The sequence below is a fragment of the Pectobacterium atrosepticum genome, assembly GCF_000740965.1.
Lineage (GTDB): Bacteria > Pseudomonadota > Gammaproteobacteria > Enterobacterales > Enterobacteriaceae > Pectobacterium > Pectobacterium atrosepticum.
In genome coordinates, this window is sequence record NZ_CP009125.1 from 1,236,920 (window position 1) to 1,262,516 (window position 25,597).

The window sequence follows — 25,597 nt, forward strand, 5'->3', positions numbered from 1 at the left end:
CTAAACGGCGTACTGCGGTGCCAGTTGGCTGACGCCTAGTCCGTTAATTTTCTGCACTTTGATCTGTACGGGAATGCGCTCCTTCATGGCTTCGACATGGCTAATGACGCCGATGGTTTTACCGGAGGCGTTCAGGTTATCGAGTGCATCCAGTGCGATATCCAGCGTTTCGGCATCCAGCGTGCCGAAGCCTTCATCTAGAAACAGAGAGTCGATGCTGGCTTTATGGCTGACCAGATCGGATAGCGCCAGCGCCAGCGACAGACTCACCAAAAAGCTCTCGCCGCCGGATAGCGTTTTTGTATCGCGCTCGGCATCTGCCTGCCAGGTATCCATCACGAGAAGTTCCAGCTCGCCACCCGGTTTACGTTTTAGCTGGTAACGATCGTGCAGGCGTGAAAGCTGGAGATTGGCGAGGTAGATCAGATGATCCAACGTTAGCCCCTGAGCAAACTTGCGGAATTTATCCCCCTTACTTGAACCGATCAGCAAGTTTAACGCATCCCAGTCATCATACATTTGCTGGCTTTGGGCAATCTCGTTAAGCAAGACCTGTTGGTTCTGGCGCTGTTGCCGATCGTCAGATAACTGACGTTGGAATTCACCCTGTTGCCGCAGGTTGGTTTTCAGCACCTCATTCAGTTCTGACTGCTGCTGTTGTATTGCTTCCTGCGTTGCTTCTTCTGGTAGGGATGCAGGCCGTTTTTGTTGCTGTTCAAGTAATGCCTGTTCAGCCTGCTGGTGAAACGCCGCTGCCTGCTGCAAGCTCTGATACAGTTTCTCCTTCAATGTCTGCAAGGTCTGTCGTTCCTGTTCATCAAGCAGCGCATTCAGGAAGGCGGTTTCATCAGCAAAAGCACTTAGCTGCAAAGCCTGATGAAAGCGTTCGGTAGTACTATCGCGTTGATGAGTGCTTTGTTCATACTGCTGCTGCGTGCGGGTCAGCTCTCCCGTCAGGCGGCTCAACGTCGTTTCAGCGTGCTGACGTGCTGACAGGGCTAGCCTGATCGCGTCGTCATACAGCTGGCTGCTCCGTTGCAGGTGTTCACGAACGTCCGCTGTTTTCCTGTCGCCGAAAAGCTCAAGCCGCGCTTGTTGGCTCGTTTTGAGTGCGCCGTTGTGCTGTTCTAACTGCTGTTGCTGCATCTGTAGTAGCTGCTTTGCCTCGGTCACACTGTGATTCAGATGCTGGAGATCGCTTTCCAGCGTGGCTAATCGAGGCGTTAAGCGAGACAGCTCTTGCTCTTTGGTTTTCCAGTCTTGCCATTCGCTCTCGCGCTGAACCAACCAACCATCCTGTGCGTGATCTTCCGGCAGAAGAAGGCCCGCATTTGCCAGCGCCTGTGTGATTTCCTCAGTGTGCTGTGCGAGCTGTTGGTGCACGTTTTGCAACGATTGGGTAGTTTCTTCCTGCGTAACGCGCAGCGAGGTCTGTTTCTGGGTATTCAGCGCGATTTTCTGGTCGAGTTCCCGCAGCAATGTCTCATTAGCTGTCAGTGAATCCTTACTTTCCTGCCACCGCTTTTGCTGCTGTTCGCGTGTGCCAATCTGCTGGCGAATATCCTGTTCTTCGGCCTCGCGTTGTGCAAACCAAGCGGCAACCGCGTCCTGCTGTTCCAGCGTATAGTTAACTTGTAAGCGCTCACTGACATCTTGCCACTGTTGCAACAGCGTTTGATGTTCGCCATCGTTCTGAGCGATGTCCTGTTGCAGCTGTTCCCGCTGCTGCTCTAGTGAGGCCAGCCGTGCCGTCGTATTCGCCAGTGCCGTTGCTAATTGGCTTACTTCCTGTTGTAGCGCCGTCAGGCGACGTTGAGTTTCGGATGGTTGTAGCGCCTGATAGCGTTCAATCGCTGGATGCTCGGTTGAACCACATAGTGGGCACGCTTTTCCAGTCTGTAGCCGTTGCCGTTCAGCTTCCAGCTTAACGATCCGTTCTTCCTGCCGGTACACCGTTTCCAGATCGATCAGATGCTGGGTGCGCTGCTCGTACTCAGACTGTTGCTGTTTCTTTAAGGCTTCTGACTGGCTGATATGCCCTTGTATCTCCTCTTGTCTGATGAGGTACTGCTGTTTACGGGCGTAAAGACGCTGGAACTGGTCGCTGATTGCCGTGAGATGTTGGCGTGCGGTTCGCTGATCGATGAGTTGATTAAACCGCTGGTGCAAGGCGGAAAGTGGCTGCTGTGCTTCTTGATTTTTCAGTGCCTCATCGTGATGTGTGAACAACTCGCGTGCTGCATCAACGACCGCTTGCTGTTCACGCTGCTGTGCCGTCAGCGTCTCTGCCTCTTGCTGTAGCGTCGCCGACTGTTCGGTGTGCTGTGCCTGTTTTTGGTTCAGCTTATGCTGCTCGTCCTGAAACTGGCGCAATTGCCGAAACTGTGTGCGCCACAGAGGAAGCTGTTCTCCCCATTGCTGATGATGTGCGTATTGCTGGCGATAAGATTGAACCTGTTCAATCTGTTGTTTGGCTTGCTGTTGTTCCGCCGCTATCTGCGTTTGTTTGCTTTCGTCAGCTTGTAGGCGACGCTGCGTTTTTGTCAGATCGTCCTGCTGCTGGTTTTTTTGCTGCTCCAACGTGGCAATACGATGGTCAAGCGGCACAACCTGTTCGTTGATCAACAGCTCTTGTTTCTGACGTTCCAGTTTATGCTTAGTAACGTCCTGTTCTGCCTTTTCTTCCTGCTGGCGTAACGTTGTCAAAGACAACTGTTCTGCGCTTTGTTTCTCAGTCAGTTGTTCAATCTGTTGGACGAGCGTAAGAGACTCCTGCCGATAGCGCTCTCGCTCCTGATGTAGCGGTCTCAGTTTTTCTGCCGGTTCGCTGTTGGCTAACTTGTCGAGCTGCGGCTTGGCCTGCTGAATGGCTGATTCGGCGCTCGCGTGTTGTGCCTGCGTGTTGGTGAGCTGCGTTTGCCGCTGTGTCAATTGCTCAAACCAGCGCAGCGTAGTCAGTGCTTGCTCACGCTCGGCGTTGCCCTGTTGCTCTTGCTGGATCAGCTCGGCAAGCTGTGTTTCTACCTGCTGACGCTGCTCATCGGTCAACAGCTGAATACCAGATGCGCGCGCCTGTAGCGTGTTCAATGCTACGTTTGCCTGTTTGTGTTTTTCATAGACGCGTTCGGAAATCAGTCCGTAAATATCCGTACCAGTCAGCTCTTCCAGCAGTTCCGCTCTGTCGTCGGCTTTTGCGTTGAGAAACGCAGCAAACTGCCCCTGCGACAGCATCATGGATCGCGTGAAGCGGCCGAAATCCAGCCCGGTGAGCTGCGTGGTCATCTCTTTCTTGTCATTGAGCTTTTCGCTCAGGATTTTGCCGCCTTCAATGAGCGCAAGTTCGGCCTTGGGGGCCTGTAAGTTACCGTCTGGGGCGTTTCTAGCCCGACGCTGGTTCCAGAAAGCGCGATATCCGACGCCTTTAACCTCAAACTCGACCTCGGCGAGGCACTCTGCGGTGTTACGGGTCATCAGGTCATTATTACCAGCGGAAAGCTGACCCAACCGTGGTGTTTCGTGATAAAGCGCCAGACAGATGGCGTCGAGTAGTGTGGTTTTTCCTGCGCCTGTTGGGCCGGTAATCGCAAACAAGCCGTTGCTGGAAAATGGCTCCTGCGTGAAGTCGATCTTCCATTCGCCTTTCAGTGCGTTGAGATTCTTTAAGCGCAGACTGAGGATTTTCATTTGGCAGACTCGCTATTTTCTAATTCATCAATAACCTGATTAAATAGCGTGCGAACGCGCTGTTGGCGACCGTCTTCCATTTCTGTCTCCGTTGCCAGACGACGTTCAAAAACATCATGCACGCTCAATTCGTTTAGCGTTTCTTTGTCCTGTCGGGTCATCGCCTGCAAACGCTGTTCGCGCGTGCGGCGCAGCAGAAGTACCTCAACGGGCAGGTTCTCGGTCATCGCCTGAACGCGCTTTTGCATGTCGCTCAGATAATCCTGCGTGCTGAGTTCGATATCCAGCCACACGGGTTTATCGCCCTGATAGTTCTGGAAGGTGGACAGCTGTTGTTCAATATCACTCAGACTGCCTTTAATCAGCTGCATCGGCTGGGTCATGGGAATGGGCAGTAGGTCTATTTTCGGTGGCGCATCGGGTATAAAGCTGACCAGACAAACGGATTTCTCACTACCGAGTTCATCAAAACTCAGCGGAATGGGGGAGCCGCTGTAGCGAATATGTTCACTTTGGGTCACGCGCTGCGGGCGGTGAATATGCCCGAGGGCGATATAATCCGCAGGGGGAAAAGCCTGAGCAGGGAAGGCGTCGAGCGTACCAATATAGATATCGCGCACGGATTCCGAGGCGGTTGCACCAATCGTCGTCAGATGACCAGTTGCAATAATCGGTAGCGGCAAGCCAAGCTCATCGCGCTTTTGGCAAGCCAACTGGTAACACTGCTGGTAGTGCGCGGTAATGGCTTCCTGTAGCGCCAGCTGTTTTTCATCACCGGATTGTCCGGCTTTGCTGGTTAGCACATCACGCGGACGTAAAAAAGGAATCGCGCAGAGCAGGGCGCCGGGCTGCTGCTGACGGTTTTCCAGCAGGAGCACCTGTTGTGCCGGATCGTCGCTGGCGCAGGCAATCACCCGCGTGTTCAGGCAGGCCAGCAAGCCACGGGACTCATTCAACATCGCGACAGAATCGTGGTTGCCGCCGAGAATGACGAGCTGACAGCCCGTGCGTTGTAGTTCTACCACGAAGCTATAATACATTTCTCGCGCATAGCTGGGAGGTGAACCGTTATCAAAAATATCGCCTGCGACTATAATGGCATCGACGTGGTGGTGTTCTACCTGAGCGATAAGCCAGTGCAGAAAAGCCTGATGTTCAGCAGCGCGACTTTTGGTATAAAAATATTGCCCTAAATGCCAATCGGCGGTGTGGATAATGCGCATCGTGTTCTCTCGGTATTCATGCCGCGTGGCGTTGGATGATGTTGTCATTATTCATTATGTGAAATGGTGTGTCGTCGCTATGGTGCTCTGTCATCGTAATACCATGATTATATATAGCAGGGATGACTGCTGTCGCGGTGGAATCAAGAGTTTGGAAAGCGGCTCGAAAAATCAGATGTACGCGCTGTAACATCATGCGACGGCGGGCAGTGTGTTTTTCATAAATCTGTCATAAAACTGACGCATAATGCCTTTCGCCTGCTAACAGCGACGATGATTAACGACAGGATTAACAATGGCAAAACGCATATTAGTCGTGGAAGATGAAGCACCAATTCGTGAAATGGTCTGCTTTGTACTGGAACAAAATGGTTATCAACCCGTTGAAGCCGAAGATTATGACAGTGCGGTAACGCAACTGTCGGAGCCGTTCCCAGAACTGGTGTTATTGGACTGGATGCTGCCAGGAGGTTCGGGCCTGCAATTCATCAAGCATATGAAGCGCGAAGCACTGACGCGTGATATTCCGGTGATGATGTTGACCGCGCGTGGCGAAGAAGAAGACCGCGTGCGCGGACTTGAAGTGGGGGCGGATGATTACATTACCAAACCGTTTTCACCCAAAGAACTGGTGGCGCGTATCAAAGCCGTTATGCGCCGGATTTCACCGATGGCGGTGGAAGAAGTGATTGAAATGCGCGGCCTAAGCCTTGACCCTTCCTCTCATCGCGTGACGACCGAAGAACACGCGTTGGATATGGGGCCGACGGAATTTAAACTGCTGCATTTCTTTATGACGCATCCTGAACGTGTTTATAGCCGGGAACAGTTGCTGAATCACGTGTGGGGCACTAACGTTTATGTTGAAGATCGTACTGTCGACGTCCATATTCGTCGCCTGCGTAAAGCGCTGGAAACCAGCGGGCATGACAAAATGGTGCAAACCGTTCGGGGAACGGGCTACCGTTTTTCAACGCGTTACTGAGGTGGTCGTAACCGGAGAAACACTAACGTGCTAGAACGTTTATCCTGGAAAAGGCTGGCATTGGAGCTAGCTTTTTTTTGTTTACCCGCGCTACTGCTGGGGCTGATTTTTGGCTATCTGCCCTGGTTTCTGCTGGTCGCCGTTCTAGGCCTGCTCTGCTGGAATTTTTATAACCAGCTCAAACTCTCTTATTGGCTGTGGGTTGACCGCAGTATGACGCCGCCGCCCGGCCGCTGGAGCTGGGAGCCGCTCTTCTATGGGCTCTATCAGATGCAGTTGCGTAACCGACGCCGACGCCGGGAACTGGCGCTCTTGATCAAACGGTTTCGCAGCGGTGCCGAATCCTTGCCGGATGCCGTGGTGATCACCACCGAAGAAGGAACGATCTTCTGGTGTAATCATCTGGCGCAGCACCTGCTCAATTTCCGCTGGCCGGAGGATAACGGTCAGAATATCCTCAATTTATTACGTTATCCTGAATTCACTAATTATATGAAAGGACAGGATTTCAGCCGTCCTCTCACGCTGCAATTGAATAATTCCCACCATGTTGAATTCCGTGTGATGCCCTATTCCGAAGGGCAGCTACTGATGGTGGTGCGTGATATTACGCAAATGCACCAGCTTGAAGGTGCCAGACGTAACTTTTTTGCCAATGTAAGCCATGAGCTGAGAACCCCGCTGACGGTGTTGCAGGGCTATCTGGAAATGATGCAGGAAGACACGCTGGATGCGGCGTTACGCGGAAAAGCGTTGAGTACTATGCAGGAACAGACCCGACGCATGGACGGGCTGGTCAAACAGCTGCTGACCTTGTCCCGCATTGAGGCCGCGACGGCGATCGATCTGAATGAAAAAGTCGATATTCCACTGATGCTGCGCGTATTGCAGCGTGAAGCGCAGACCCTGAGCCAGGGGCGTCATGAGATCGTCTTTCGTGTGAATGAAAACCTCCGCGTGTTTGGTAATGAAGAACAGTTGCGCAGTGCGGTATCCAATCTGGTGTATAACGCGGTCAACCATACGCCAGAGGGAACGCGTATCGAAGTCTGCTGGCAGAAGATCCCACAAGGTGCGCAATTTCAGGTCAGCGATAACGGGCCGGGCATTGCAGCCGAGCATTTGCCGCGTCTGACTGAACGTTTTTATCGGGTGGATAAAGCGCGTTCGCGACAGACGGGCGGCAGCGGGCTGGGGCTGGCGATTGTTAAGCATGCGCTCAGCCATCATGATTCCCGTCTGGAGATCATGAGTGAGGATGGTCTGGGATCACGTTTTGTCTTTACGTTGCCGAATCGGTTGATTGTCCCTGCCTCTCTGGCTGAAAATACGGCTAAACCTTCAGCCTGACGGAAAACGCTATCCATGAAATCCGCCACACGTATCGCAGTCGCTTTTTTACTGCTGCTCAGTACGCTTTGCTCCGCGCAGCCTCGTCAGATGTTGGCGGGTAACCTCTCAAGCGCGGGGTCGGATACGCTGGCTAACCTGATGGCTTTTTGGGCGGCGGATTTCAGCCAGCATTACCCTAATGTAAATTTACAGATTCAGGCCGCCGGGTCGTCCTCCGCGCCAACGTCTCTGGCATCAGGGGCCGCGCAGCTTGGGCCGATGAGTAGGGCGATGAAGGCCAGTGAAATTGAGGCGTTCGTCCAGCACTACGGTTATCCGCCGCTGGCGGTGCCGGTGGCAATGGATGCGCTGGTTGTGTTGGTTAATCAGGATAACCCCCTGTCGGGGCTGAATTTGTCACAGCTGGACGCTATCTTTTCGATTACGCAGCGCTGCGGTAACCACCAGCCGATAAAACAGTGGGGCGACCTTGGGCTGCGTGGCAGTTGGGAAAAACGCTCGCTACTGCGCTATGGGCGAAATTCTGCGTCGGGAACCTATGGGTTCTTTAAGCAAAAAGCGCTATGCCGCGGCGATTTTCTTCCTCAAGTCAATGAGCTGCCTGGTTCGGCGTCCGTTGTGCAGGCGGTTGCTGCGTCAAGCGATGCGATCGGTTATGCCAGCGTGGGCTTTCGTTCCAGCGGTGTAAAAATGCTGCCATTAGCCGCACAAGGCACCGACTACATTTATCCCTCGACTGAAAATATTCGCAGTGGCTTGTATCCCTATACCCGCTATCTCTACATCTATGTAAACAAAGCACCCGGACAACCGTTGGAAGCACTGACGGCGGCATTTTTGGCGCGCGTGCTGTCCGAAACGGGACAATCGCTGGTGAATCAGGATGGCTATTTGCCGCTACCGGAAGAAATACGTCGTCAGGCGCGCCAACAGATTGGCCTGTCGGAATAACACCCCTTCCCATTATGAATTTACGATGTTTTCACGCTACATGAATTTTATTCACGTGATGTGAAAATTCTTCCATTGCTCTGAGATTCTCCACGTGACACGATAGTTTTAAATTTAGACGTCCAGATGGCTAAATAAGATTAAATGTAACTATCCCTCTGGGCAAATATTTCATATTGAAACTATCTGCCAGTACGCTTCTTTCCTGAAGGTGAGTGCTGGCAACATGTCAGGAGCGACAGATGGCGAACACCTTATCCCCTTTCCGTGCCGATATCGTCGGCAGTTTCTTGCGTCCGGCTGCAATTAAGCAGGCACGTCTTCAGCACCAAGCGGGCGAGATTGATGATGTCGCGCTGCGGAATATTGAAGATCGTGAGATTCTGCGGGTGGTAGAAAAGCAGCGTGAAGCTGGCTTGCAGGTTGTGACGGACGGTGAGTTGCGCCGTTCTTGGTGGCACTTCGACTTCTTTGCCGATTTGCACGGCGTAGAGCGCTATGAAGCCGATCACGGTATTCAATTCAACGGTATTCAGACCAAATCCCATGCGATTCGTGTCGTGGATAAAGTGAGTTTTAACCCTCAACATCCGATGCTCGATCATTTCCGCTACCTGAACAGCATTTCTGGCGATGCAGTCGCTAAAATGACGATTCCTAGTCCCAGCGTGATGCATTTCCGCGGCGGCCGAAAAGCGATTGATGCGACGGTTTATCCCGATTTGGCTGATTACTTCGACGATCTGGCGCAAACCTGGCGTGATGCGATTCACGCATTTTATGATGCTGGCTGCCGCTTCCTACAACTGGATGACACCGTATGGGCCTACCTGTGCTCTGACGATCAAAAACGCCAGATCCGTGAACGGGGTGAAGATCCGGAACAGTTGGCACGTACCTATGCCGATGTCCTGAATAAAGCACTGGCTGATAAACCTGCCGATCTGGTTATCGGTTTACACGTTTGTCGTGGTAATTTCCGTTCGACCTGGATTTCTGAAGGCGGGTATGAGCCTGTTGCAGAAATTCTATTTGGTGAATTGAATGTCGATGCATTCTTCCTGGAATACGATACTGAGCGAGCGGGCGGATTTGAGCCACTGCGTTTTGTGAAGCCGGGTCACCAGCAGGTTGTGTTGGGGCTGATCACTACGAAGAACGGCGAGCTGGAAGAGGCTGAGGTCGTGCAAGCGCGTATCGCGGAAGCGGCAAAGTATGTCGATATCAGCCAGATTTGCCTGAGTCCGCAGTGTGGCTTTGCTTCAACGGAAGAGGGCAACAGCCTGACGGAAGATCAGCAGTGGAATAAGCTGAAGCTTGTTGTGGATATCGCCAATCGCGTGTGGTGATACCGATGAGGTAACCTTATCCCATAATGGATACACAGAGGCTGGATCATACGATCCGGCCTTTTTTGTGGCCGTTATCCTGCTTTCCATCGGCGATGTTTTTGTGAAATATGTTTTTTTTATGATCGGACGACGCATTTTATGCCGTTTTTTGTCAGTTTTATTGCAATGGAATATCGATAAATGCGCAAATCATGTGTTATGCAATTCAGTATAAACCAATTTATATTCTTATTTTTTAGTATAAATAGGCTAGATACTCTGGTTTTTTGATCTCCACTTGTCTTTTTACGCTACAAACGGTTTACTTAGCACCCAATATGGCTGTGCAAAAAATAACTCCTCTATGCTCACCATCTTTCGCGTCGTCAGAGTGTTATCTCCATGCTTCGGGTATCTGCTTGTGCATGGCTTCTGGCGGTGATAAACGACACGATTTTCTTTTTATCGATTTGATACAGGCAACACGACATCACTATGAGCCATCGTTTAACTTCCAGAGATATTGTGGCATTAGGTTTTATGACCTTTGCTTTATTCGTGGGGGCAGGAAATATTATTTTCCCGCCTATGGTGGGATTGCAGGCAGGAGAGCACGTTTGGACTGCGGCAATCGGCTTCCTGTTGACAGCGGTTGGCCTACCTGTGCTGACCGTCATCGCCCTCGCTCGGGTTGGCGGTGGTGTCGATGCGCTAAGCTCACCGATTGGTAAAAAGGCCGGAGTAGTGTTGGCGACCGTGTGCTATCTGGCTGTTGGACCGCTGTTCGCGACGCCGCGCACGGCAACCGTCTCGTTTGAAGTCGGTCTGGCTCCTTTGGTCGGCAACGGGGCGGCTCCACTTCTGATTTACAGCCTGATCTATTTTGCTATCGTCATCGGGATTTCTCTATATCCGGGAAAACTGCTGGATACGGTTGGTCATGTGCTGGCGCCGTTGAAGATCATCGCTTTGGCGGTATTGGGTATTGCCGCAGTGCTGTGGCCTGCGGGCACGCCGATTCCTGCAACAGAAGCGTATGAGCATCTGCCGTTCTCCAATGGCTTCGTTAACGGCTATCTGACGATGGATACGCTGGGCGCGATGGTCTTTGGTATCGTGATCGTTAATGCTGCACGTTCACGTGGGGTGACAAGTTCAGTGCTGCTGACGCGTTACACCGTATGGGCTGGGTTAATTGCAGGCATCGGCCTGACGCTGGTCTATTTGAGCTTGTTCCAGCTTGGTTCTGTCAGTGGAGAACTGGCGCCGCAGGCACTGAACGGGGCAGAGATTCTCCATGCTTATGTGCAACACTCGTTCGGTAACATGGGAAGCAGCTTCCTGGCGTTGTTAATTTTTATCGCGTGTCTGGTGACGGCGGTGGGGTTAACCTGTGCGTGTGCTGAATTCTTTGCACAATATCTGCCGCTGTCCTATCGCACGCTGGTATTTGTACTGGGAATGTTCTCAATGGTGGTGTCCAACCTTGGCTTGAGCCACCTGATTCAACTTTCTATTCCGGTACTGACGGCGATTTATCCACCGTGTATCATTCTGGTTTTACTCAGTTTTACGCTACGTTGGTGGAATAGCGCTTCACGTATTGTGGCCCCCGTCATGCTAGTCAGTCTGTTATTTGGCATGATTGATGGTATAAAATCGTCGGCTTTCAAATCGCTGTTACCAGAGTGGAGCCTCAATCTGCCGCTGAGTGAGCAAGGGTTGGCTTGGCTGCCACCGTCACTGCTGATTTTACTGGTAGCAGTGATTTATGACAGACTGTGTGGTCGTCAGGAAGTTACGGTACATCAATAATATCGTTCACACCTGATAGCGCTGGGATGGTAGGGATATCCTACTGTTCCAGCACAGCGTTGGGTTTCTGCACCACAGGTATTTGCCTGTGGTTTTTCTTTTTGTAATGTTTTTCTTTATAAGACAGGGTTGCTTATCAATGGAACAACCATCCTCCAAGCTCAAGCGTGGGTTAAGCACGCGGCACATCCGCTTTATCGCCCTTGGTTCAGCGATCGGAACGGGTCTGTTTTATGGTTCCGCTAGCGCGATCCAAATGGCTGGCCCCAGTGTGTTACTGGCTTATCTGATCGGTGGGATTGTTGCGTATATCATCATGCGCGCACTGGGCGAAATGTCGGTGCATAACCCGCAATCCAGCTCGTTTTCCCGCTATGCTCAGGATTATCTCGGGCCGTTGGCGGGGTATGTCACTGGCTGGACCTACTGCTTTGAAATGCTGATTGTCGCCATTGCCGATGTGACCGCGTTTGGCATCTACATGGGTGTCTGGTTCCCTGCTGTGCCGCACTGGGTGTGGGTCTTGAGCGTGGTGCTCATCATTGGTGCCATCAACCTGATGAATGTGAAAGCTTTTGGTGAACTGGAGTTTTGGCTCTCTTTCTTCAAAGTGGCCACCATTATCATCATGATCGCTGCCGGGATCGGCATCATTGTCTGGGGAATTGGTAACGGTGGCGAACCCACTGGCATCCATAATCTATGGAGCAATGGTGGGTTCTTCAGTAACGGTGTGATGGGAACGATTCTATCGCTGCAACTGGTGATGTTTGCGTATGGCGGCGTGGAGATCATCGGGATCACCGCCGGTGAAGCCAAAGACCCGCATAAATCCATTCCTCGTGCGATTAACTCCGTACCGTGGCGTATTCTGGTGTTCTATGTCGGTACGCTATTCGTCATTATGTCGATTTATCCGTGGAATCAGGTAGGCACCAACGGGAGCCCGTTCGTACTGACGTTCCAGCATATGGGTATTACAGCGGCGGCAGGCATTCTGAACTTTGTTGTGATTACCGCTTCGCTGTCGGCAATTAACAGTGATGTCTTCGGCGTCGGCCGTATGCTGCACGGGATGGCGGAACAAGGGCATGCACCGAAGGTGTTTAGCCGTGTTTCCAAACGTGGTATCCCGTGGGTAACGGTGGTCGTGATGATGATGGCGCTGCTGGTGGCGGTGTACCTGAACTATATTATGCCCGGTAAAGTTTTTCTGGTTATTGCCTCACTGGCCACCTTTGCAACGGTGTGGGTGTGGATCATGATTCTGTTTTCCCAGATTGCCTTCCGCCGCCGTCTGAGTGCTGATGAAGTGAAGGCGTTGGCGTTCCCGCTACGTGGTGGTATCGCGACCTCGGTGTTCGGTATCGTCTTCCTGTTCTTCATCATCGGTTTGATTGGCTACTTCCCGGATACCCGCATATCACTGTATGTCGGCATCATCTGGATACTGGTGCTTTTAGTGGGCTATGTCTGGAAGAAGAAGCATCAGAACGCGGTGGCTGCACAGAATTAAGCTAGCTGTTTGCTATTAGACGAAGCGCTCAGAACAGAGCGCTTTTTTTTTAGCCGATTCTAGGCTTTCGGAGCCGTCATTTACTGCGCCATTATCCGCATATCGTGGCCGGTCGGAGCTTGGTGAATGCGGAGATCGAACTCCGGTAAGATCGCAAAGATATGGTCGAAAATGTCAGATTGTATGCTTTCGTAATCAACCCAGGCGGTGGTGTTGGTAAACGCGTAAATTTCCAGTGGGACCCCTTCTGACGTCGGTTCAAGTTGTCGCACCATCAGCGTCATCCCTTTATGAATCCCTGGATGGGTGCGCAGGTAAACCTGAAGGTAGGCGCGGAACGTACCCAAATTCGTCAGACGACGGCCGTTCAGCGGTGATGTCAGGTCAGAATCGGATTGCGAATTGTGCTGCTCTAACTCGCTCTTCTTGTTCTGAATATAAGCTGACAGTAGCTTGCTGCGCAGCAATCGCGACTGTTCGTCTTCCGTCATGAAATGCACACTGGTGGTGTCGATATTGATGCTGCGCTTGATGCGCCGTCCTCCTGATTCCGACATCGAACGCCAGTTCTTGAAAGAGTCGGACACCAGCGAGTAGGTCGGAATGGTGGTGACAGTATTGTCCCAGTTTTTCACTTTTACCGTCGTCAGCCCGATGTCGATGACGGCACCGTCAGCGCCGTATTTCGGCATTTCGAGCCAGTCTCCCAGCGTCAGCATATCGTTGGCGGAAAGCTGGATCCCAGCGACTAGCCCCATGATCGGATCTTTGAACACCAACATCAGCACAGCGGCCATTGCACCTAAACCACTAATCAGAATCAGCGGTGATTTCCCGATGAGCAATGACACCACCATGATGCTAATGACGATAGTGGCGATCAGTTTCAGGCTCTGGAAGATACCGCGCAGCGGCAACTGTGCCGCGACTTTGGTCCGGGCGGAGACATTGAGCAGCACATCGAGTAGCGAGAAGAGAGACAGCAGCGCAAAAATCATAATCCACACTTGGGAGCAGATGATGAGCGCTTCACGGGTTTCACTTTGCGCGGGAAGCCACACAAAGACTTGAATATTGAGGATCACCCCTTGTAGCAAGAAGGCCAGCCGATTAAACAAGTTGTGTTGCGTCAGAGCCTGCTTCCACCCGTGGCCTTCTGTCTTTCCTGGTTTATTGAGTGAGCGCAGAACCATTCTTTTCAGCACAACCTGATGCAGAATCAGGTGAATGACGGCAGAAATGAGCAATATCAGTCCAAGAACAATCAGTAATGCAATGATGCCAGCGTGTTGTATATCTGCTTCTCTCAACCACAGCTCGAGGTTTTGTTGCATGCGTTCTCCTTTTATTCTATCAATCTGTCGTGCATTAACACGATGTGATGTTAAGGCTAAGGATTTAGCGCCCCTAGTCAACCTTTTGTATTCTCTGGGATCGCGTAGGGAAGGTGAGTCGTGAGGAAAATGATTAGGGGAAAATCGCGGGCAAAGAAAAAGCCAGTCGCATAGCAACTGGCTTGATTATCACATTACCCCTGTGGGCAAGGATGGGGATTACAGCTTGTCTGCGTTTTCAGACAGGTATTTCGCTACACCATCTGGTGACGCGCCCATACCGGATTTCCCTTTTTCCCACTGTGCCGGACACACTTCGCCGTGCTCTTCGTGGAATTGCAGTGCGTCAACGGTACGCAGCATTTCATCGATGTTACGACCCAGCGGCAGATCGTTCACTACCTGGTGGCGAACTACGCCGTTTTTGTCGATCAGGAAAGAACCACGCAGTGCAACACCCGCTTCTGGATGCTCAATGCCGTAGGCCTTCTGAATTTCACGCTTAATGTCAGCAACCATCGCGTACTGCACTTCGCCGATGCCGCCTTTGTCCACAGGGGTTTTACGCCATGCGTTGTGAACAAACTCGGAGTCGAAGGAAACACCAACCACTTCTACACCGCGCTTTTTGAACTCGGCATAGCGGTGGTCGAAAGCAATCAGTTCTGATGGACAAACGAAGGTGAAGTCCATCGGCCAGAAGAAGATCACGGCAGCTTTACCGTTGATGTGCTTCTTCAGGTTGAAGTTTTCGACGATTTCGCCACTGCCTAAAACGGCAGCTGCGGTGAAGTCTGGGGCTTGACGAGTTACCAGGACCATAATTACTCCTGTAGATAGCGGTTAATGATCGGAGAATGTAAAAAACAGCGATCAGTATAGGGATTCTGCCTGAGTGAATACAGGCAAAGAGACCAATCAATGAGATAGCTTTTGTCTATTGAACTCATCGCTATTTCCTTTCAAGAAATCATATTAACCTTTTTAATCGAAAGGACAATATCCCTGTCATACTTCAAGCTGCTTGTGCGTTGGCAATACTCGGCTCATCTCTGAGCCTCGCCCTGAAGGGCCGCCGCAACTCACAGCTGTTGCGTTTTGGCTAACTGCATCATGCGTGGATAAAATTGCCAGAAGAGTATTTCAAATTGGTGATAGTGCTGCTCAATATCCTGAAAAGAGCCGGACAGTGCGGCTAGTTTAGGACGGCGCACCGACATTCTGTGCAGCACATCGGCGATAAACGGCAGTTCCGCATAACGTGTCATCCAACGTTCCGGCCACAAATAGAGATTCAGGTTCTGAAAGCGTTCAGGGGTTTGCGCCAGATTGGGCTCGATTTGTGATTGCGCACCATCGATAAAGGTCTGCAAAGGCGTGTCCGGCACCAACTGTAACCAGTGACGTGCAAGATAGTGATCCCATAGAACATCTAATGTAATGGGGGAGACGCGGCGGAACTCATCACTGAAATACTGACGCGCCTGTTTGACTTCCGGCAGGCTGTCGGTCAGCGAGTCAACGCGGCGATGCAGGCGGATACCCGCGACGATCTCGTCAGCGTAGCTGCCTTGTGGGTTGCCGCGAACAAAGTCCGCCATCAGGTTACCTAACAGGGAGCTGTCGGCCAGCGTGGCCAGATGGAGGTGGGCAAGAAAATTCATGGCAACAGTATATACCCTTCATCTTTCGAGTTACAGGCTCGTTGGCTGCCATTAAATACTCGGCCCGTCGTGGGCCTCGCCCTGAAGGGCCGCTGCAAGCAGCGTTCAAATCTGCTCCCGACAGATTTGTCACCTCAGTCACTTACTGATGTAAGCTCCTAGGGACTCCCTCAGTTGCCGCCTTCCTGTATCTCGAAATCTATTGGGTATCATGCATTCCACGACTCAGGTGCTTATTCCTTGCAGCCATGCGCTTGCGGCTCTAGACTAGGCCGCCCATTTTTAATGTACTAACAGCTAAGTGGAATGCTATGCGTGTTGCCGATTTTTCGTTTGAACTTCCTGAATCATTGATTGCCCATTATCCACAGGCGGAACGCAGTGGTTGCCGCCTGTTGTCGCTGGATGGGCCGACGGGGGATCTGACGCACGGCGTGTTTACTGATTTGCTGGAGAAGCTGAATCCGGGCGATTTGCTGGTATTCAACAATACACGCGTGATTCCGGCACGTCTGTTTGGTCGCAAAGTCAGTGGCGGCAAGCTGGAAGTGCTGGTGGAACGTGTGCTGGATGATCATCGGATTCTCGCCCACGTTCGGGCGTCAAAAGCGCCAAAACCGGGCACAGAACTGCTGCTGGGCGATGATGAAAGTGTCAAAGCCACGATGGTGGCGCGCCATGACGCGCTATTTGAGCTGCATTTCGATGACTCCCGTGATGTTCTGTCGATTCTGAATGACATCGGCCATATGCCGCTGCCGCCTTATATCGACAGGCCTGACGAAGACGCGGATCGTGAGCTTTATCAGACGGTATATAGCCAACGTCCGGGTGCCGTAGCCGCACCGACGGCGGGCTTACATTTTGATGAGCCAATGTTAGCGGCATTGCGCGCAAAAGGCATCGAAATGGCGTTCGTTACGCTGCACGTGGGTGCAGGTACTTTCCAGCCTGTACGCGTCGATACGATTGAAGATCACATCATGCACGCCGAATATGCCGAAGTGCCGCAGGACGTCGTCGATGCCGTACTGGCGTGCAAGGCGCGGGGCAATCGTGTGATCGCGGTTGGCACCACGTCTGTACGTTCACTGGAAAGTGCTGCGCAGGCCAGTCAGGATGCGCCGATCGCCCCGTTCTTCGGCGATACCAAAATTTTTATCTATCCGGGCTATCACTACCGCATTATTGATGCGCTGGTGACCAATTTCCATTTGCCCGAATCGACGTTAATTATGCTGGTGTCGGCCTTTGCCGGTTACCAGAACACGATGTCTGCCTACCGTGAAGCGGTGGCAGAGCAGTATCGTTTTTTCAGCTACGGTGATGCGATGTTTATTACGCATAGCCCGATGGCCGAACAAGAGAAAGTGGGATAAATCCTGCTTTCTACATAATAGTGATGCCACAGATCACGTTCTGTCAGGCATTAATACATCATTACCATCAGACTGTTTTTCTGATGCTGGAGGCTAAGTGAAGTACGAATTACAAACAACGGACGGCCGTGCGCGACGTGGCAGATTGATTTTTGAACGTGGCGTGGTGGAAACCCCGGCATTTATGCCCGTGGGGACTTACGGCACGGTGAAGGGTATGACGCCAGAAGAAGTGAAAGAGACTGGCGCACAGATTCTGCTCGGCAATACGTTCCATCTGTGGCTACGCCCCGGTCAGGAAATCATGAAGCTGCACGGCGATCTGCACGATTTCATGAACTGGCACGGCCCGATTCTGACGGACTCTGGTGGTTTTCAGGTGTTCAGTCTCGGCGATATTCGCAAGATTACCGAGCAAGGTGTGCATTTCCGTAACCCGATCAACGGAGACTCGATTTTCCTTAGCCCAGAAAAATCGATGGAGATTCAGAACGATCTCGGTTCCGATATCGTAATGATCTTTGATGAGTGTACGCCGTATCCTGCCGATTGGGATTACGCCAAGCGCTCCATGGAGATGTCACTGCGCTGGGCGAAACGCAGCCGCCAGCGTTTTGACGAGCTAGAGAATAAAAATGCGCTGTTCGGTATTATTCAAGGTAGTGTTTACGAAGATTTACGTGATGTATCCGTAAAAGGTCTGGTAGACATTGGCTTTGATGGGTACGCTGTGGGCGGTTTGGCGGTGGGTGAACCGAAAGAAGACATGCACCGTATTCTGGAACACGTTTGCCCGCAGATTCCAGAAGATAAGCCGCGCTATTTGATGGGCGTAGGCAAGCCGGAAGATCTGGTGGAAGGTGTACGCCGCGGTGTGGATATGTTTGACTGCGTGATGCCAACGCGTAACGCACGTAACGGGCATCTCTTCGTGACTGATGGCGTCGTGAAAATCCGTAATGCGAAGCATAAAGATGACGTCAGTTCGCTGGATGAACACTGTGATTGCTACACGTGTCGCAATTATAGCCGCGCCTACTTGCATCATCTTGACCGTTGCAACGAAATACTCGGAGCACGACTCAATACCATTCATAACTTGCGTTATTATCAGCGTTTAATGGCGGGTTTACGTCAGGCCATTGAAGAGGGTAAATTAGAGCTCTTTGTGGTGGATTTTTACCAACGGATAGGCAAACCCATTCCGCCGCTTGCTGAAAAAGACGTTGCCGCAAGCAACTGAAAACCCATTCGCTATGAATAGCATTGTGCTGTGAAGCGTTTTTACTATTGTAATGTTGATAATTTATCTTTTTGATAGCTTATCTTTTGACAAAAAAGAGGATATTTAAATGAGTCTTTTCATCTCCGATGCTGTAGCTGCGACTGGCGCTTCGGCTCAGGGAAGCCCTTACTCTCTGGTTATTATGCTGGCCGTTTTTGGTCTGATTTTCTACTTTATGATCCTGCGTCCTCAGCAAAAACGCGGCAAGGAACACAAAAAGTTAATGGATTCCATCGGTAAGGGTGATGAAGTCTTAACGACTGGCGGTCTGGTTGGTCGCGTGACCAAAGTGTCCGACACTGGCTATATTGCGATTGCGTTGAACGAAACCAATGAAGTGGTTATCAAACGTGATTTCGTGGCTGCCGTGCTGCCAAAGGGCACGATTAAGGCCCTGTAATTTTTGATTTTCCCGAAGGGAACTGCCGTGTTAAACCGTTATCCTTTGTGGAAGTACCTGATGCTGGTCGTGGTGTTGTTTGTCGGCCTGCTCTATGCGCTTCCTAACCTATATGGTGAGGATCCGGCGGTACAAGTTACTGGCGCGCGGGGAACCGCCGCCAGCGAAACGACGCTGATCCAAGTCCAGAATGTCTTAAAAGAACAAAATATCACCAGTAAGTCGATTGCATTGGAAAACGGTGCGATTCTTGCTCGCTTCTCTAACCCTGACATTCAGCTCCGCGCGCGTGAAGCGCTCGTTAATGAGCTGGGCGAAAAATTCGTCGTTGCACTTAACCTTGCACCTGCCACGCCAACCTGGCTGCGAGTGTTGGGTGCTGAGCCGATGAAATTGGGGCTTGACCTGCGCGGCGGCGTTCACTTCCTGATGGAAGTGGATATGGATACGGCGCTGGGCAAACTGCAAGAACAAACAATGGACTCTTTGCGCAGCGATCTGCGTGAGAAGAACATTCCTTATGCCGCCGTGCGTAAGGTTGATAATTACGGCGTCGAAATTCGTTTCCGTGATGCTCAAACGCGTGATGACGGCCTCAACTATTTGACGTCCCGTCATCGCAATCTGGTTCTCAGCAGCAGCGGCAGCAACCTGCTACGTGCAGCGATGTCTGACGAACGTCTGCGTGAAGCGCGTGAATACGCAGTACAGCAGAACATCAATATCCTGCGTAACCGTGTGAACCAACTTGGCGTTGCCGAACCACTGGTACAGCGTCAGGGGGCTGACCGTATCGTCGTTGAATTACCGGGTATTCAGGACACAGCACGCGCGAAAGAAATTCTTGGTGCAACCGCTACGCTGGAATTCCGTCTGGTCAACAGTGATGCTGATGCGACAGCGGCGGCGAATGGCCGCGTGCCGGGTGATTCTGAAGTGAAGAACATGCGTGACGGTTCACCCGTTGTGTTGTTCAAACGCGTCATTCTGACGGGCGACCACATCACTGACTCCACATCAAGCAATGACGAATACAATCGTCCTCAGGTGAATATTTCTCTGGACAGCGCAGGTGGCAACACCATGTCCAACTTCACCAAAGACAGTATCGGCAAGCTGATGGCAACGCTGTTTGTGGAATACAAAGACAGTGGCAAGAAAGATGCTACGGGTCGTTCGATACTGGAAAAACACGAAGAAGTGATCAATGTGGCGACGATTCAGTCGCGACTGGGTAACAGCTTCCGTATTACCGGTATTGATAATCCGAACGAAGCGCGTCAACTTTCTCTGCTGTTACGTGCGGGTGCGCTGATTGCTCCAATCCAGATCGTGGAAGAACGTACCATTGGGCCAACGCTGGGGATGCAGAACATCACCCAAGGACTGGAAGCCTGTTTGTGGGGGTTGATCGCATCAATTCTCTTTATGGTCTTCTTTTACAAGAAGTTTGGTGTCATCGCGACCAGTGCGTTGGTCGCTAACCTGGTATTGATTGTCGGCGTGATGTCGTTGTTACCTGGGGCTACGCTGACCATGCCGGGTATCGCCGGTATCGTGCTTACCCTGGCGGTCGCCGTGGATGCTAACGTATTAATTAACGAACGTATCAAGGAAGAACTCAGTAATGGCCGTTCTGTTCAACAGGCTATTCATGAGGGCTACAAAGGTGCATTCAGTTCCATTGTTGATGCGAACGTCACGACGTTGATTAAAGTCATCATCCTGTATGCGGTTGGTACCGGTTCTATTAAAGGGTTTGCTATCACCACTGCTATTGGGATTGCGACCTCAATGTTTACGGCGATCGTCGGTACTCGTGCCATCGTTAACCTGCTTTACGGCGGTAAACGCATCAACAAGCTGTCTATCTGAGGAGTGCGTTGTGGCACAGGAATACAACATTGAACAACTAAACCATGGGCGTAAAGTCTATGATTTCATGCGCTGGGACACATTGGCATTTGTGATTTCCGGTCTGCTGATCATTATCTCTATCGCGATTATGGGCGTGCGTGGTTTCAACTGGGGGCTCGACTTTACCGGTGGTACGGTCATTGAGATTAACCTTGAGAAACCTATCGATCTCGATGTACTGCGTAGCTCATTGGAAACCTCTGGGTTTTCCGAGCCGCAGGTGCAGAATTTCGGTAGCAGCCGTGACGTGATGGTGCGTATGCCACCCGTTTCTGGCAGCGAAAACGAAGCGCTCGGTAACAAAGTGCTGACGGTGGTGAATGATACCTTCCAGCAGCATGCAACGGTAAAACGTATTGAGTTCGTCGGGCCGAGCGTGGGTAGCGATTTAGCACAGGCTGGCGCACTGGCGCTATTTTCTGCGCTGGTTGCTATCCTCATTTATATCGGCCTTCGCTTTGAATGGCGTCTGGCTCTGGGGGCTGTGTTGGCGCTAGGGCATGATGTGATCATCACGATGGGTCTGCTATCTCTGTTCTACGTTGAGGTTGATCTAACGATAATTGCATCACTGATGTCGGTAATTGGTTATTCGCTTAACGATAAAATCGTTGTGTCTGACCGTATTCGTGAGAATTTCCGCAAGATTCGTCGTGGAACACCTTACGAAATTACCAACATTTCCCTGACGCAGACGCTGCACCGTACCATTATCACGTCAGCAACCACGCTGGCGATGATTTTGATTTTGATGGTCTTCGGTGGCGCGTTATTGCATGGCTTCTCGCTGACGATGTTTATCGGTGTCATCATCGGTACTATCTCTTCTATCTATGTTTCTTCCGCTCTGGCTCTGAAACTGGGTATGACGCGCGAACACCTGCTGATTCAGAAAGTGGAAAAAGAAGGGGCGGATCAACCGTCTATCCTGCCTTAATCTACTGGCTGTAAACATAAAAAACCCCGCGTTGCGGGGTTTTTTGCATTTTAGCGCTAGGAAATGTGTTTATATCCTAAATAATTCGAGTTGCATGCAGGCGGCGACACAGTGAATCCCCAGGAGCTTACATAAGTAAGTGACTGGGGTGAGCGAGGAAAGCCAACGCACATGCGGCTTGAAGTATGACGGATATATTAGGGGGACTCGGTTGCGGCAACAGGCGGAGGACTTTGTATTTCCTGAACCTGATGCACACGAACAAAACCAAGCTCTTCCGGTGACAGGCTGCTCAGACGTAATTCAATAATGGCTTCTGTTTTCGGGAGAAGCGTAGGCGAGACGACAAAGGACTGTGTTTGCGTGTCTCCAGCCAAAGGTTTCCCGCTCACGGGATCGAGTCTTCCCCAATCAAGCTGTGCGCCAAAGGCTGGCAGCCCTTTCGCATCAAGCGTGCGAATGTGCAGTAATGCACTTGTTCCATTCGCTTCTGTCTCGATATTGCGTAGCGATACGCTGAGCCTGCCAATACTGCTTTCCAGCATGGTGCTGGTTTGCGCAGCAGGCAATAAATAAACGCCGGAGGCAGATTGAGCGTTCAACGCATTTTGTCGTTCTAACGCCGTGGCCTGATCGGTCAGCGTTTGTAATTGCTGATTTAGCTGACCTATCTGATTCTGTAATTTTGGCATCTGGCGCTGTTCGGCGCACCCTGCAAGCAAAAGCAGTGCTGGCAGGAAGGTCAGTACGCGATATCGGGTTCTCATATCTGTGTTTCCCCTTTCGATGTTTTATACCCGTCATACTTCAAGCCGCATGTGCGTTGGCTTCGTTCAGTCACCCGAATCACTTACTCAAGTAAGCTCATCGGGATTCCCTCGCTTGCCGCCTTCCTGCAACTCGAATTATTTAGGGTATATTCATTGATCCGTTAATCCCTGTTGCTGAGTTTAGCTGTGATTAAGCCTAAGTCATAGGTGAGGCAGCTTTTTTCATCCTGCTACCGGAAGAGATGCGAAACCCTTCGCAACGCGGATCAGGAGTTTTGGTTAGTCCGTTAATTCAGGGTAAACTGTCTCTACGTTAAGGATTACTGGTCAGGACACATCATGCATTGCCCGTTTTGTTCCGCTGTTGATACCAAAGTGATTGATTCCCGTCTGGTCGGCGAAGGTTCACAAGTCCGTCGTCGTCGGCAGTGTCTGGTTTGTCATGAACGTTTCACCACGTTTGAAGTGGCTGAACTGGTGCTGCCGCGAGTCATCAAAAGCAATGAAGTGCGCGAGCCTTTTAATGAAGATAAATTGCGTAGTGGCATGCTGAAGGCGCTGGAAAAGAGGCCTGTGAGTTCTGATGACGTCGAAATGGCGATTAATCACATTAAATCTCATCTTCGCGCTACCGGAGAGCGTGAGGTTACTACCAAGATGGTAGGAAATTTGGTGATGGAAGCCTTGAGAAAGCTGGATAAAGTCGCTTATATCCGGTTTGCATCGGTGTATCGCAGCTTTGAAGATATTCGTGAATTTGGCGAAGAGATTGCGCGTTTGCAGGATTAAGTCGTGTCTATTCGACAGAGATAAGAGGGGCGGGAATGAGTGTTTTTCAGGAAAACGGCCAATTGCCGCAGGATGAATTATACATGGCGCGTGCGTTCGAGCTGGCGCGCCGTGGCCGTTTTACGACGGCACCCAACCCCAATGTCGGCTGCGTGATCGTGCGTGATGGCGAAATTGTCGGTGAAGGCTACCATTTCCGAGCTGGTGAACCTCACGCAGAGGTACATGCGCTGAGAATGGCCGGGGAACGCGCTCGTGGCGCGACTGCCTATGTCACGCTGGAGCCGTGCAGCCACCATGGCCGAACGCCGCCTTGCGCCGATGCGCTGATTACTGCTGGCGTTTCTCGTGTGGTTGCGGCGATGCAGGATCCAAATCCGCAGGTTGCTGGTCGTGGTTTACATCGCTTACAGCAAGCAGGGATTACCGTTAGCCATGGCTTGATGATGGCCGAAGCTGAGAAAGTCAATGTAGGCTTCCTGAAACGCATGCGGACGGGTTTTCCTTACGTGCAACTCAAAATGGCGGCGTCTTTGGATGGTCGTACTGCGATGGCGTCGGGAGAAAGCCAGTGGATAACTTCACCGCAGGCGCGGCAGGATGTGCAGCGTTTTCGCGCTGAGAGCGCGGCGATTTTGAGCAGCAGTGCGACGGTATTGGCCGATGACCCTTCTCTCACTGTACGGTGGTCAGAACTGGATGCTGATGTCCAGAAACACTACTCAGAAGCAGATCTCAGGCAACCAGTCAGAGTGATTGTGGATAGCCAGCAGCGCGTAACACCGCAGCATCGGATTATTAGCCAACCGGGTGAGACCTGGCTGGCGCGCGTGCAGGCCGATGAGCAAGCATGGCCACAGAACGTTGAGCACCTCATGCTACCGCAGCACAATGGTGGTGTTGATTTGGTGGCGCTGATGATGGTGCTGGGGAGACGCCAGATTAACTCCGTCTGGATTGAAGCGGGTGCCAGTCTGGCGGGAGCATTGCTCAATGCTTGTGTGGTTGATGAGCTTATTGTTTATCTTGCCCCCAAACTATTGGGTGAAAATGCCCGTTCGCTGTGCCTCTTGCCAGGGCTGAATCAGCTGTCTCAGGCACCGGAATTTGACATCGTAGAGGTTCGCCAAGTTGGCCCCGATTTGCGATTACGCCTGAAACCCAAATTCTGATGTGTATGTAAATACGTGGTGCGGGTTCGACGAAACCGGATACGTGCCAACAAAAATTATGATAGAATCCGCCCCCCTACGGGGCATAAAGACCAGATAAAGGAAAGCTATGAACGTTATCGAAGGTGTTGTTGCTACTCCTGATGCCCGTGTGGCGATTGCGATTGCGCGCTTTAACCATTTTATTAACGACAGCCTGCTGCAAGGTGCGATTGATGCTTTGAAACGCATCGGTCAGGTTAAAGACGAAAACATCACCGTTGTCTGGGTGCCGGGTGCTTACGAACTGCCATTAGCGGTTCGTGCGCTGACCAAAAGCGCGAAAAATGGCGGGTATGATGCCGTTATTGCTCTCGGAACGGTCATCCGTGGTGGAACAGCGCATTTTGAATTTGTTGCTGGTGAGTGTAGCTCAGGTTTGTCCTCTGTTGCGATGGACAGCGAAATCCCTGTCGCTTTCGGCGTTCTGACGACGGAAAGCATTGAACAGGCGATTGAGCGTGCTGGCACGAAAGCGGGGAACAAAGGTGCAGAAGCTGCTTTGACCGCGCTAGAAATGATTAATGTATTGAAAGCGATTAAGTAAGCCTGATTAAGTAAGGGGAATTCCGTGAAACCTGCTGCTCGTCGCCGCGCTCGTGAATGTGCGGTTCAAGCGCTTTACTCCTGGCAATTATCTAAAAATGATATTGCCGATGTTGAACACCAATTCCTGAGCGAGCAGGATGTCAAAGATGTCGACATTACCTATTTTCGTGAATTGCTAGCGGGTGTTGCCACTCAGGCTGAGAAGCTGGATCAACTAATGGCACCTTTCCTGTCTCGCCGGATTGATGAATTGGGACAGGTTGAAAAAGCGATCCTGCGTTTGGCGATGTTTGAGCTGAGCAAGCGCGAAGATGTTCCTTACAAGGTGGCGATTAACGAGGCCATCGAACTGGCTAAAATCTTCGGTGCTGAAGATAGCCATAAGTTTGTGAATGGCGTGCTGGACAAAGCTGCTCCGAGTGTACGGAAAGGCAAAAAGTAAAATGAATCGAATCAGGGCCGGATATCCGGCCCTGATCGCTTTTGAATGATAGGTTGGCTGGA

Annotated in this window: 21 protein-coding genes; 15 read left to right on the forward strand and 6 right to left on the reverse strand. The window is 51.4% G+C overall.

Going from position 1 to position 25,597, the window contains the following annotated elements; translation table 11 throughout:
- Entirely contained in the window at positions 1 to 3,684 is a 3,684-nt protein-coding gene (locus GZ59_RS05450; protein ID WP_039290604.1) for an AAA family ATPase, read from the reverse strand.
- A complete protein-coding gene (sbcD, locus tag GZ59_RS05455) occupies positions 3,681 to 4,907 on the reverse strand; it encodes an exonuclease subunit SbcD (RefSeq protein ID WP_039290606.1) in 1,227 nt (408 codons plus the stop codon). The genes GZ59_RS05450 and sbcD overlap by 4 nt, the downstream gene beginning before the upstream one ends.
- A 295-nt stretch (positions 4,908 to 5,202) precedes the next feature.
- Between sbcD and phoB the strand changes: the two genes are divergently transcribed.
- The 6 genes from phoB to proY all read left to right on the forward strand — a co-directional run bounded on the left by phoB (position 5,203) and on the right by proY (position 12,858).
- Positions 5,203 to 5,892, forward strand: coding sequence for a phosphate response regulator transcription factor PhoB (phoB, locus tag GZ59_RS05460; RefSeq protein WP_005975981.1), 690 nt, complete (start codon positions 5,203 to 5,205; stop codon positions 5,890 to 5,892).
- Between the two features lie 27 nt (positions 5,893 to 5,919).
- On the forward strand, positions 5,920 to 7,242 hold the full coding sequence (gene phoR / locus GZ59_RS05465; RefSeq protein ID WP_039290610.1) for a phosphate regulon sensor histidine kinase PhoR: 1,323 nt from the start codon (positions 5,920 to 5,922) through the stop codon (positions 7,240 to 7,242).
- Positions 7,243 to 7,257: 15 nt separating this feature from the next.
- Positions 7,258 to 8,196: a PstS family phosphate ABC transporter substrate-binding protein gene (locus tag GZ59_RS05470; protein ID WP_039290613.1), complete on the forward strand. Its 939-nt coding sequence runs from the start codon at positions 7,258 to 7,260 to the stop codon at positions 8,194 to 8,196.
- A gap of 242 nt (positions 8,197 to 8,438) precedes the next feature.
- Positions 8,439 to 9,545 (forward strand): cobalamin-independent methionine synthase II family protein, encoded by a 1,107-nt coding sequence (locus GZ59_RS05475; RefSeq protein WP_039290615.1) that lies wholly within the window; start codon positions 8,439 to 8,441, stop codon positions 9,543 to 9,545.
- 477 nt (positions 9,546 to 10,022) lie between these two features.
- The gene (gene brnQ / locus GZ59_RS05480) at positions 10,023 to 11,342 is read left to right on the forward strand and encodes a branched-chain amino acid transport system II carrier protein (protein ID WP_039290619.1); all 1,320 of its coding nucleotides are present in this window, start codon (positions 10,023 to 10,025) and stop codon (positions 11,340 to 11,342) included.
- 139 nt (positions 11,343 to 11,481) lie between these two features.
- A complete protein-coding gene (gene proY / locus GZ59_RS05485; protein WP_039290621.1) occupies positions 11,482 to 12,858 on the forward strand; it encodes a proline-specific permease ProY in 1,377 nt (458 codons plus the stop codon).
- 80 nt (positions 12,859 to 12,938) lie between these two features.
- Here proY and GZ59_RS05490 read toward each other — a convergent pair whose 3' ends face one another.
- The 3 genes from GZ59_RS05490 to GZ59_RS05500 form a co-directional block, all read right to left on the reverse strand.
- Positions 12,939 to 14,192 (reverse strand): mechanosensitive ion channel family protein, encoded by a 1,254-nt coding sequence (locus tag GZ59_RS05490; RefSeq protein WP_039290624.1) that lies wholly within the window; start codon positions 14,190 to 14,192, stop codon positions 12,939 to 12,941.
- A 219-nt stretch (positions 14,193 to 14,411) separates the two neighbouring features.
- Positions 14,412 to 15,014, reverse strand: coding sequence for a peroxiredoxin C (locus GZ59_RS05495; RefSeq protein WP_010299049.1), 603 nt, complete (start codon positions 15,012 to 15,014; stop codon positions 14,412 to 14,414).
- Between the two features lie 260 nt (positions 15,015 to 15,274).
- Positions 15,275 to 15,856: an acyl carrier protein phosphodiesterase gene (locus tag GZ59_RS05500; protein ID WP_011092712.1), complete on the reverse strand. Its 582-nt coding sequence runs from the start codon at positions 15,854 to 15,856 to the stop codon at positions 15,275 to 15,277.
- 311 nt (positions 15,857 to 16,167) lie between these two features.
- Between GZ59_RS05500 and queA the strand changes: the two genes are divergently transcribed.
- The 5 genes from queA to secF all read left to right on the forward strand — a co-directional run bounded on the left by queA (position 16,168) and on the right by secF (position 21,774).
- Positions 16,168 to 17,235, forward strand: a complete 1,068-nt coding sequence (gene queA / locus GZ59_RS05505) for a tRNA preQ1(34) S-adenosylmethionine ribosyltransferase-isomerase QueA (protein WP_011092713.1) — start codon at positions 16,168 to 16,170, stop codon at positions 17,233 to 17,235.
- Positions 17,236 to 17,332: 97 nt separating this feature from the next.
- Positions 17,333 to 18,478, forward strand: coding sequence for a tRNA guanosine(34) transglycosylase Tgt (gene tgt, locus GZ59_RS05510; RefSeq protein ID WP_011092714.1), 1,146 nt, complete (start codon positions 17,333 to 17,335; stop codon positions 18,476 to 18,478).
- A gap of 109 nt (positions 18,479 to 18,587) precedes the next feature.
- Positions 18,588 to 18,920 carry a preprotein translocase subunit YajC gene (gene yajC / locus GZ59_RS05515; protein ID WP_011092715.1) on the forward strand — a complete coding sequence of 111 codons (333 nt, stop codon included), beginning with the start codon at positions 18,588 to 18,590 and terminating at the stop codon, positions 18,918 to 18,920.
- Between the two features lie 27 nt (positions 18,921 to 18,947).
- Positions 18,948 to 20,795 (forward strand): protein translocase subunit SecD, encoded by a 1,848-nt coding sequence (secD, locus tag GZ59_RS05520; RefSeq protein WP_011092716.1) that lies wholly within the window; start codon positions 18,948 to 18,950, stop codon positions 20,793 to 20,795.
- A 10-nt stretch (positions 20,796 to 20,805) separates the two neighbouring features.
- On the forward strand, positions 20,806 to 21,774 hold the full coding sequence (gene secF, locus GZ59_RS05525; protein WP_011092717.1) for a protein translocase subunit SecF: 969 nt from the start codon (positions 20,806 to 20,808) through the stop codon (positions 21,772 to 21,774).
- A 197-nt stretch (positions 21,775 to 21,971) separates the two neighbouring features.
- On the opposite strand, the gene GZ59_RS05530 is transcribed toward secF, so the two are convergent.
- Positions 21,972 to 22,541, reverse strand: coding sequence for a SadB/YajI family lipoprotein (locus GZ59_RS05530; RefSeq protein WP_011092718.1), 570 nt, complete (start codon positions 22,539 to 22,541; stop codon positions 21,972 to 21,974).
- 342 nt (positions 22,542 to 22,883) lie between these two features.
- Here GZ59_RS05530 and nrdR point away from each other — a divergent pair, with 342 nt between their 5' ends.
- The 4 genes from nrdR (at position 22,884) to nusB (ending at position 25,535) form a co-directional block, all read left to right on the forward strand.
- Positions 22,884 to 23,333: a transcriptional regulator NrdR gene (gene nrdR, locus GZ59_RS05535; RefSeq protein ID WP_011092719.1), complete on the forward strand. Its 450-nt coding sequence runs from the start codon at positions 22,884 to 22,886 to the stop codon at positions 23,331 to 23,333.
- A 35-nt stretch (positions 23,334 to 23,368) separates the two neighbouring features.
- A complete protein-coding gene (gene ribD, locus GZ59_RS05540) occupies positions 23,369 to 24,505 on the forward strand; it encodes a bifunctional diaminohydroxyphosphoribosylaminopyrimidine deaminase/5-amino-6-(5-phosphoribosylamino)uracil reductase RibD (RefSeq protein WP_039290629.1) in 1,137 nt (378 codons plus the stop codon).
- Positions 24,506 to 24,614: 109 nt separating this feature from the next.
- Positions 24,615 to 25,091, forward strand: coding sequence for a 6,7-dimethyl-8-ribityllumazine synthase (ribH, locus tag GZ59_RS05545; RefSeq protein ID WP_011092721.1), 477 nt, complete (start codon positions 24,615 to 24,617; stop codon positions 25,089 to 25,091).
- Positions 25,092 to 25,115: 24 nt separating this feature from the next.
- A complete protein-coding gene (nusB, locus tag GZ59_RS05550) occupies positions 25,116 to 25,535 on the forward strand; it encodes a transcription antitermination factor NusB (protein ID WP_011092722.1) in 420 nt (139 codons plus the stop codon).
- The last annotated feature ends 62 nt before the right edge of the window (positions 25,536 to 25,597 follow it).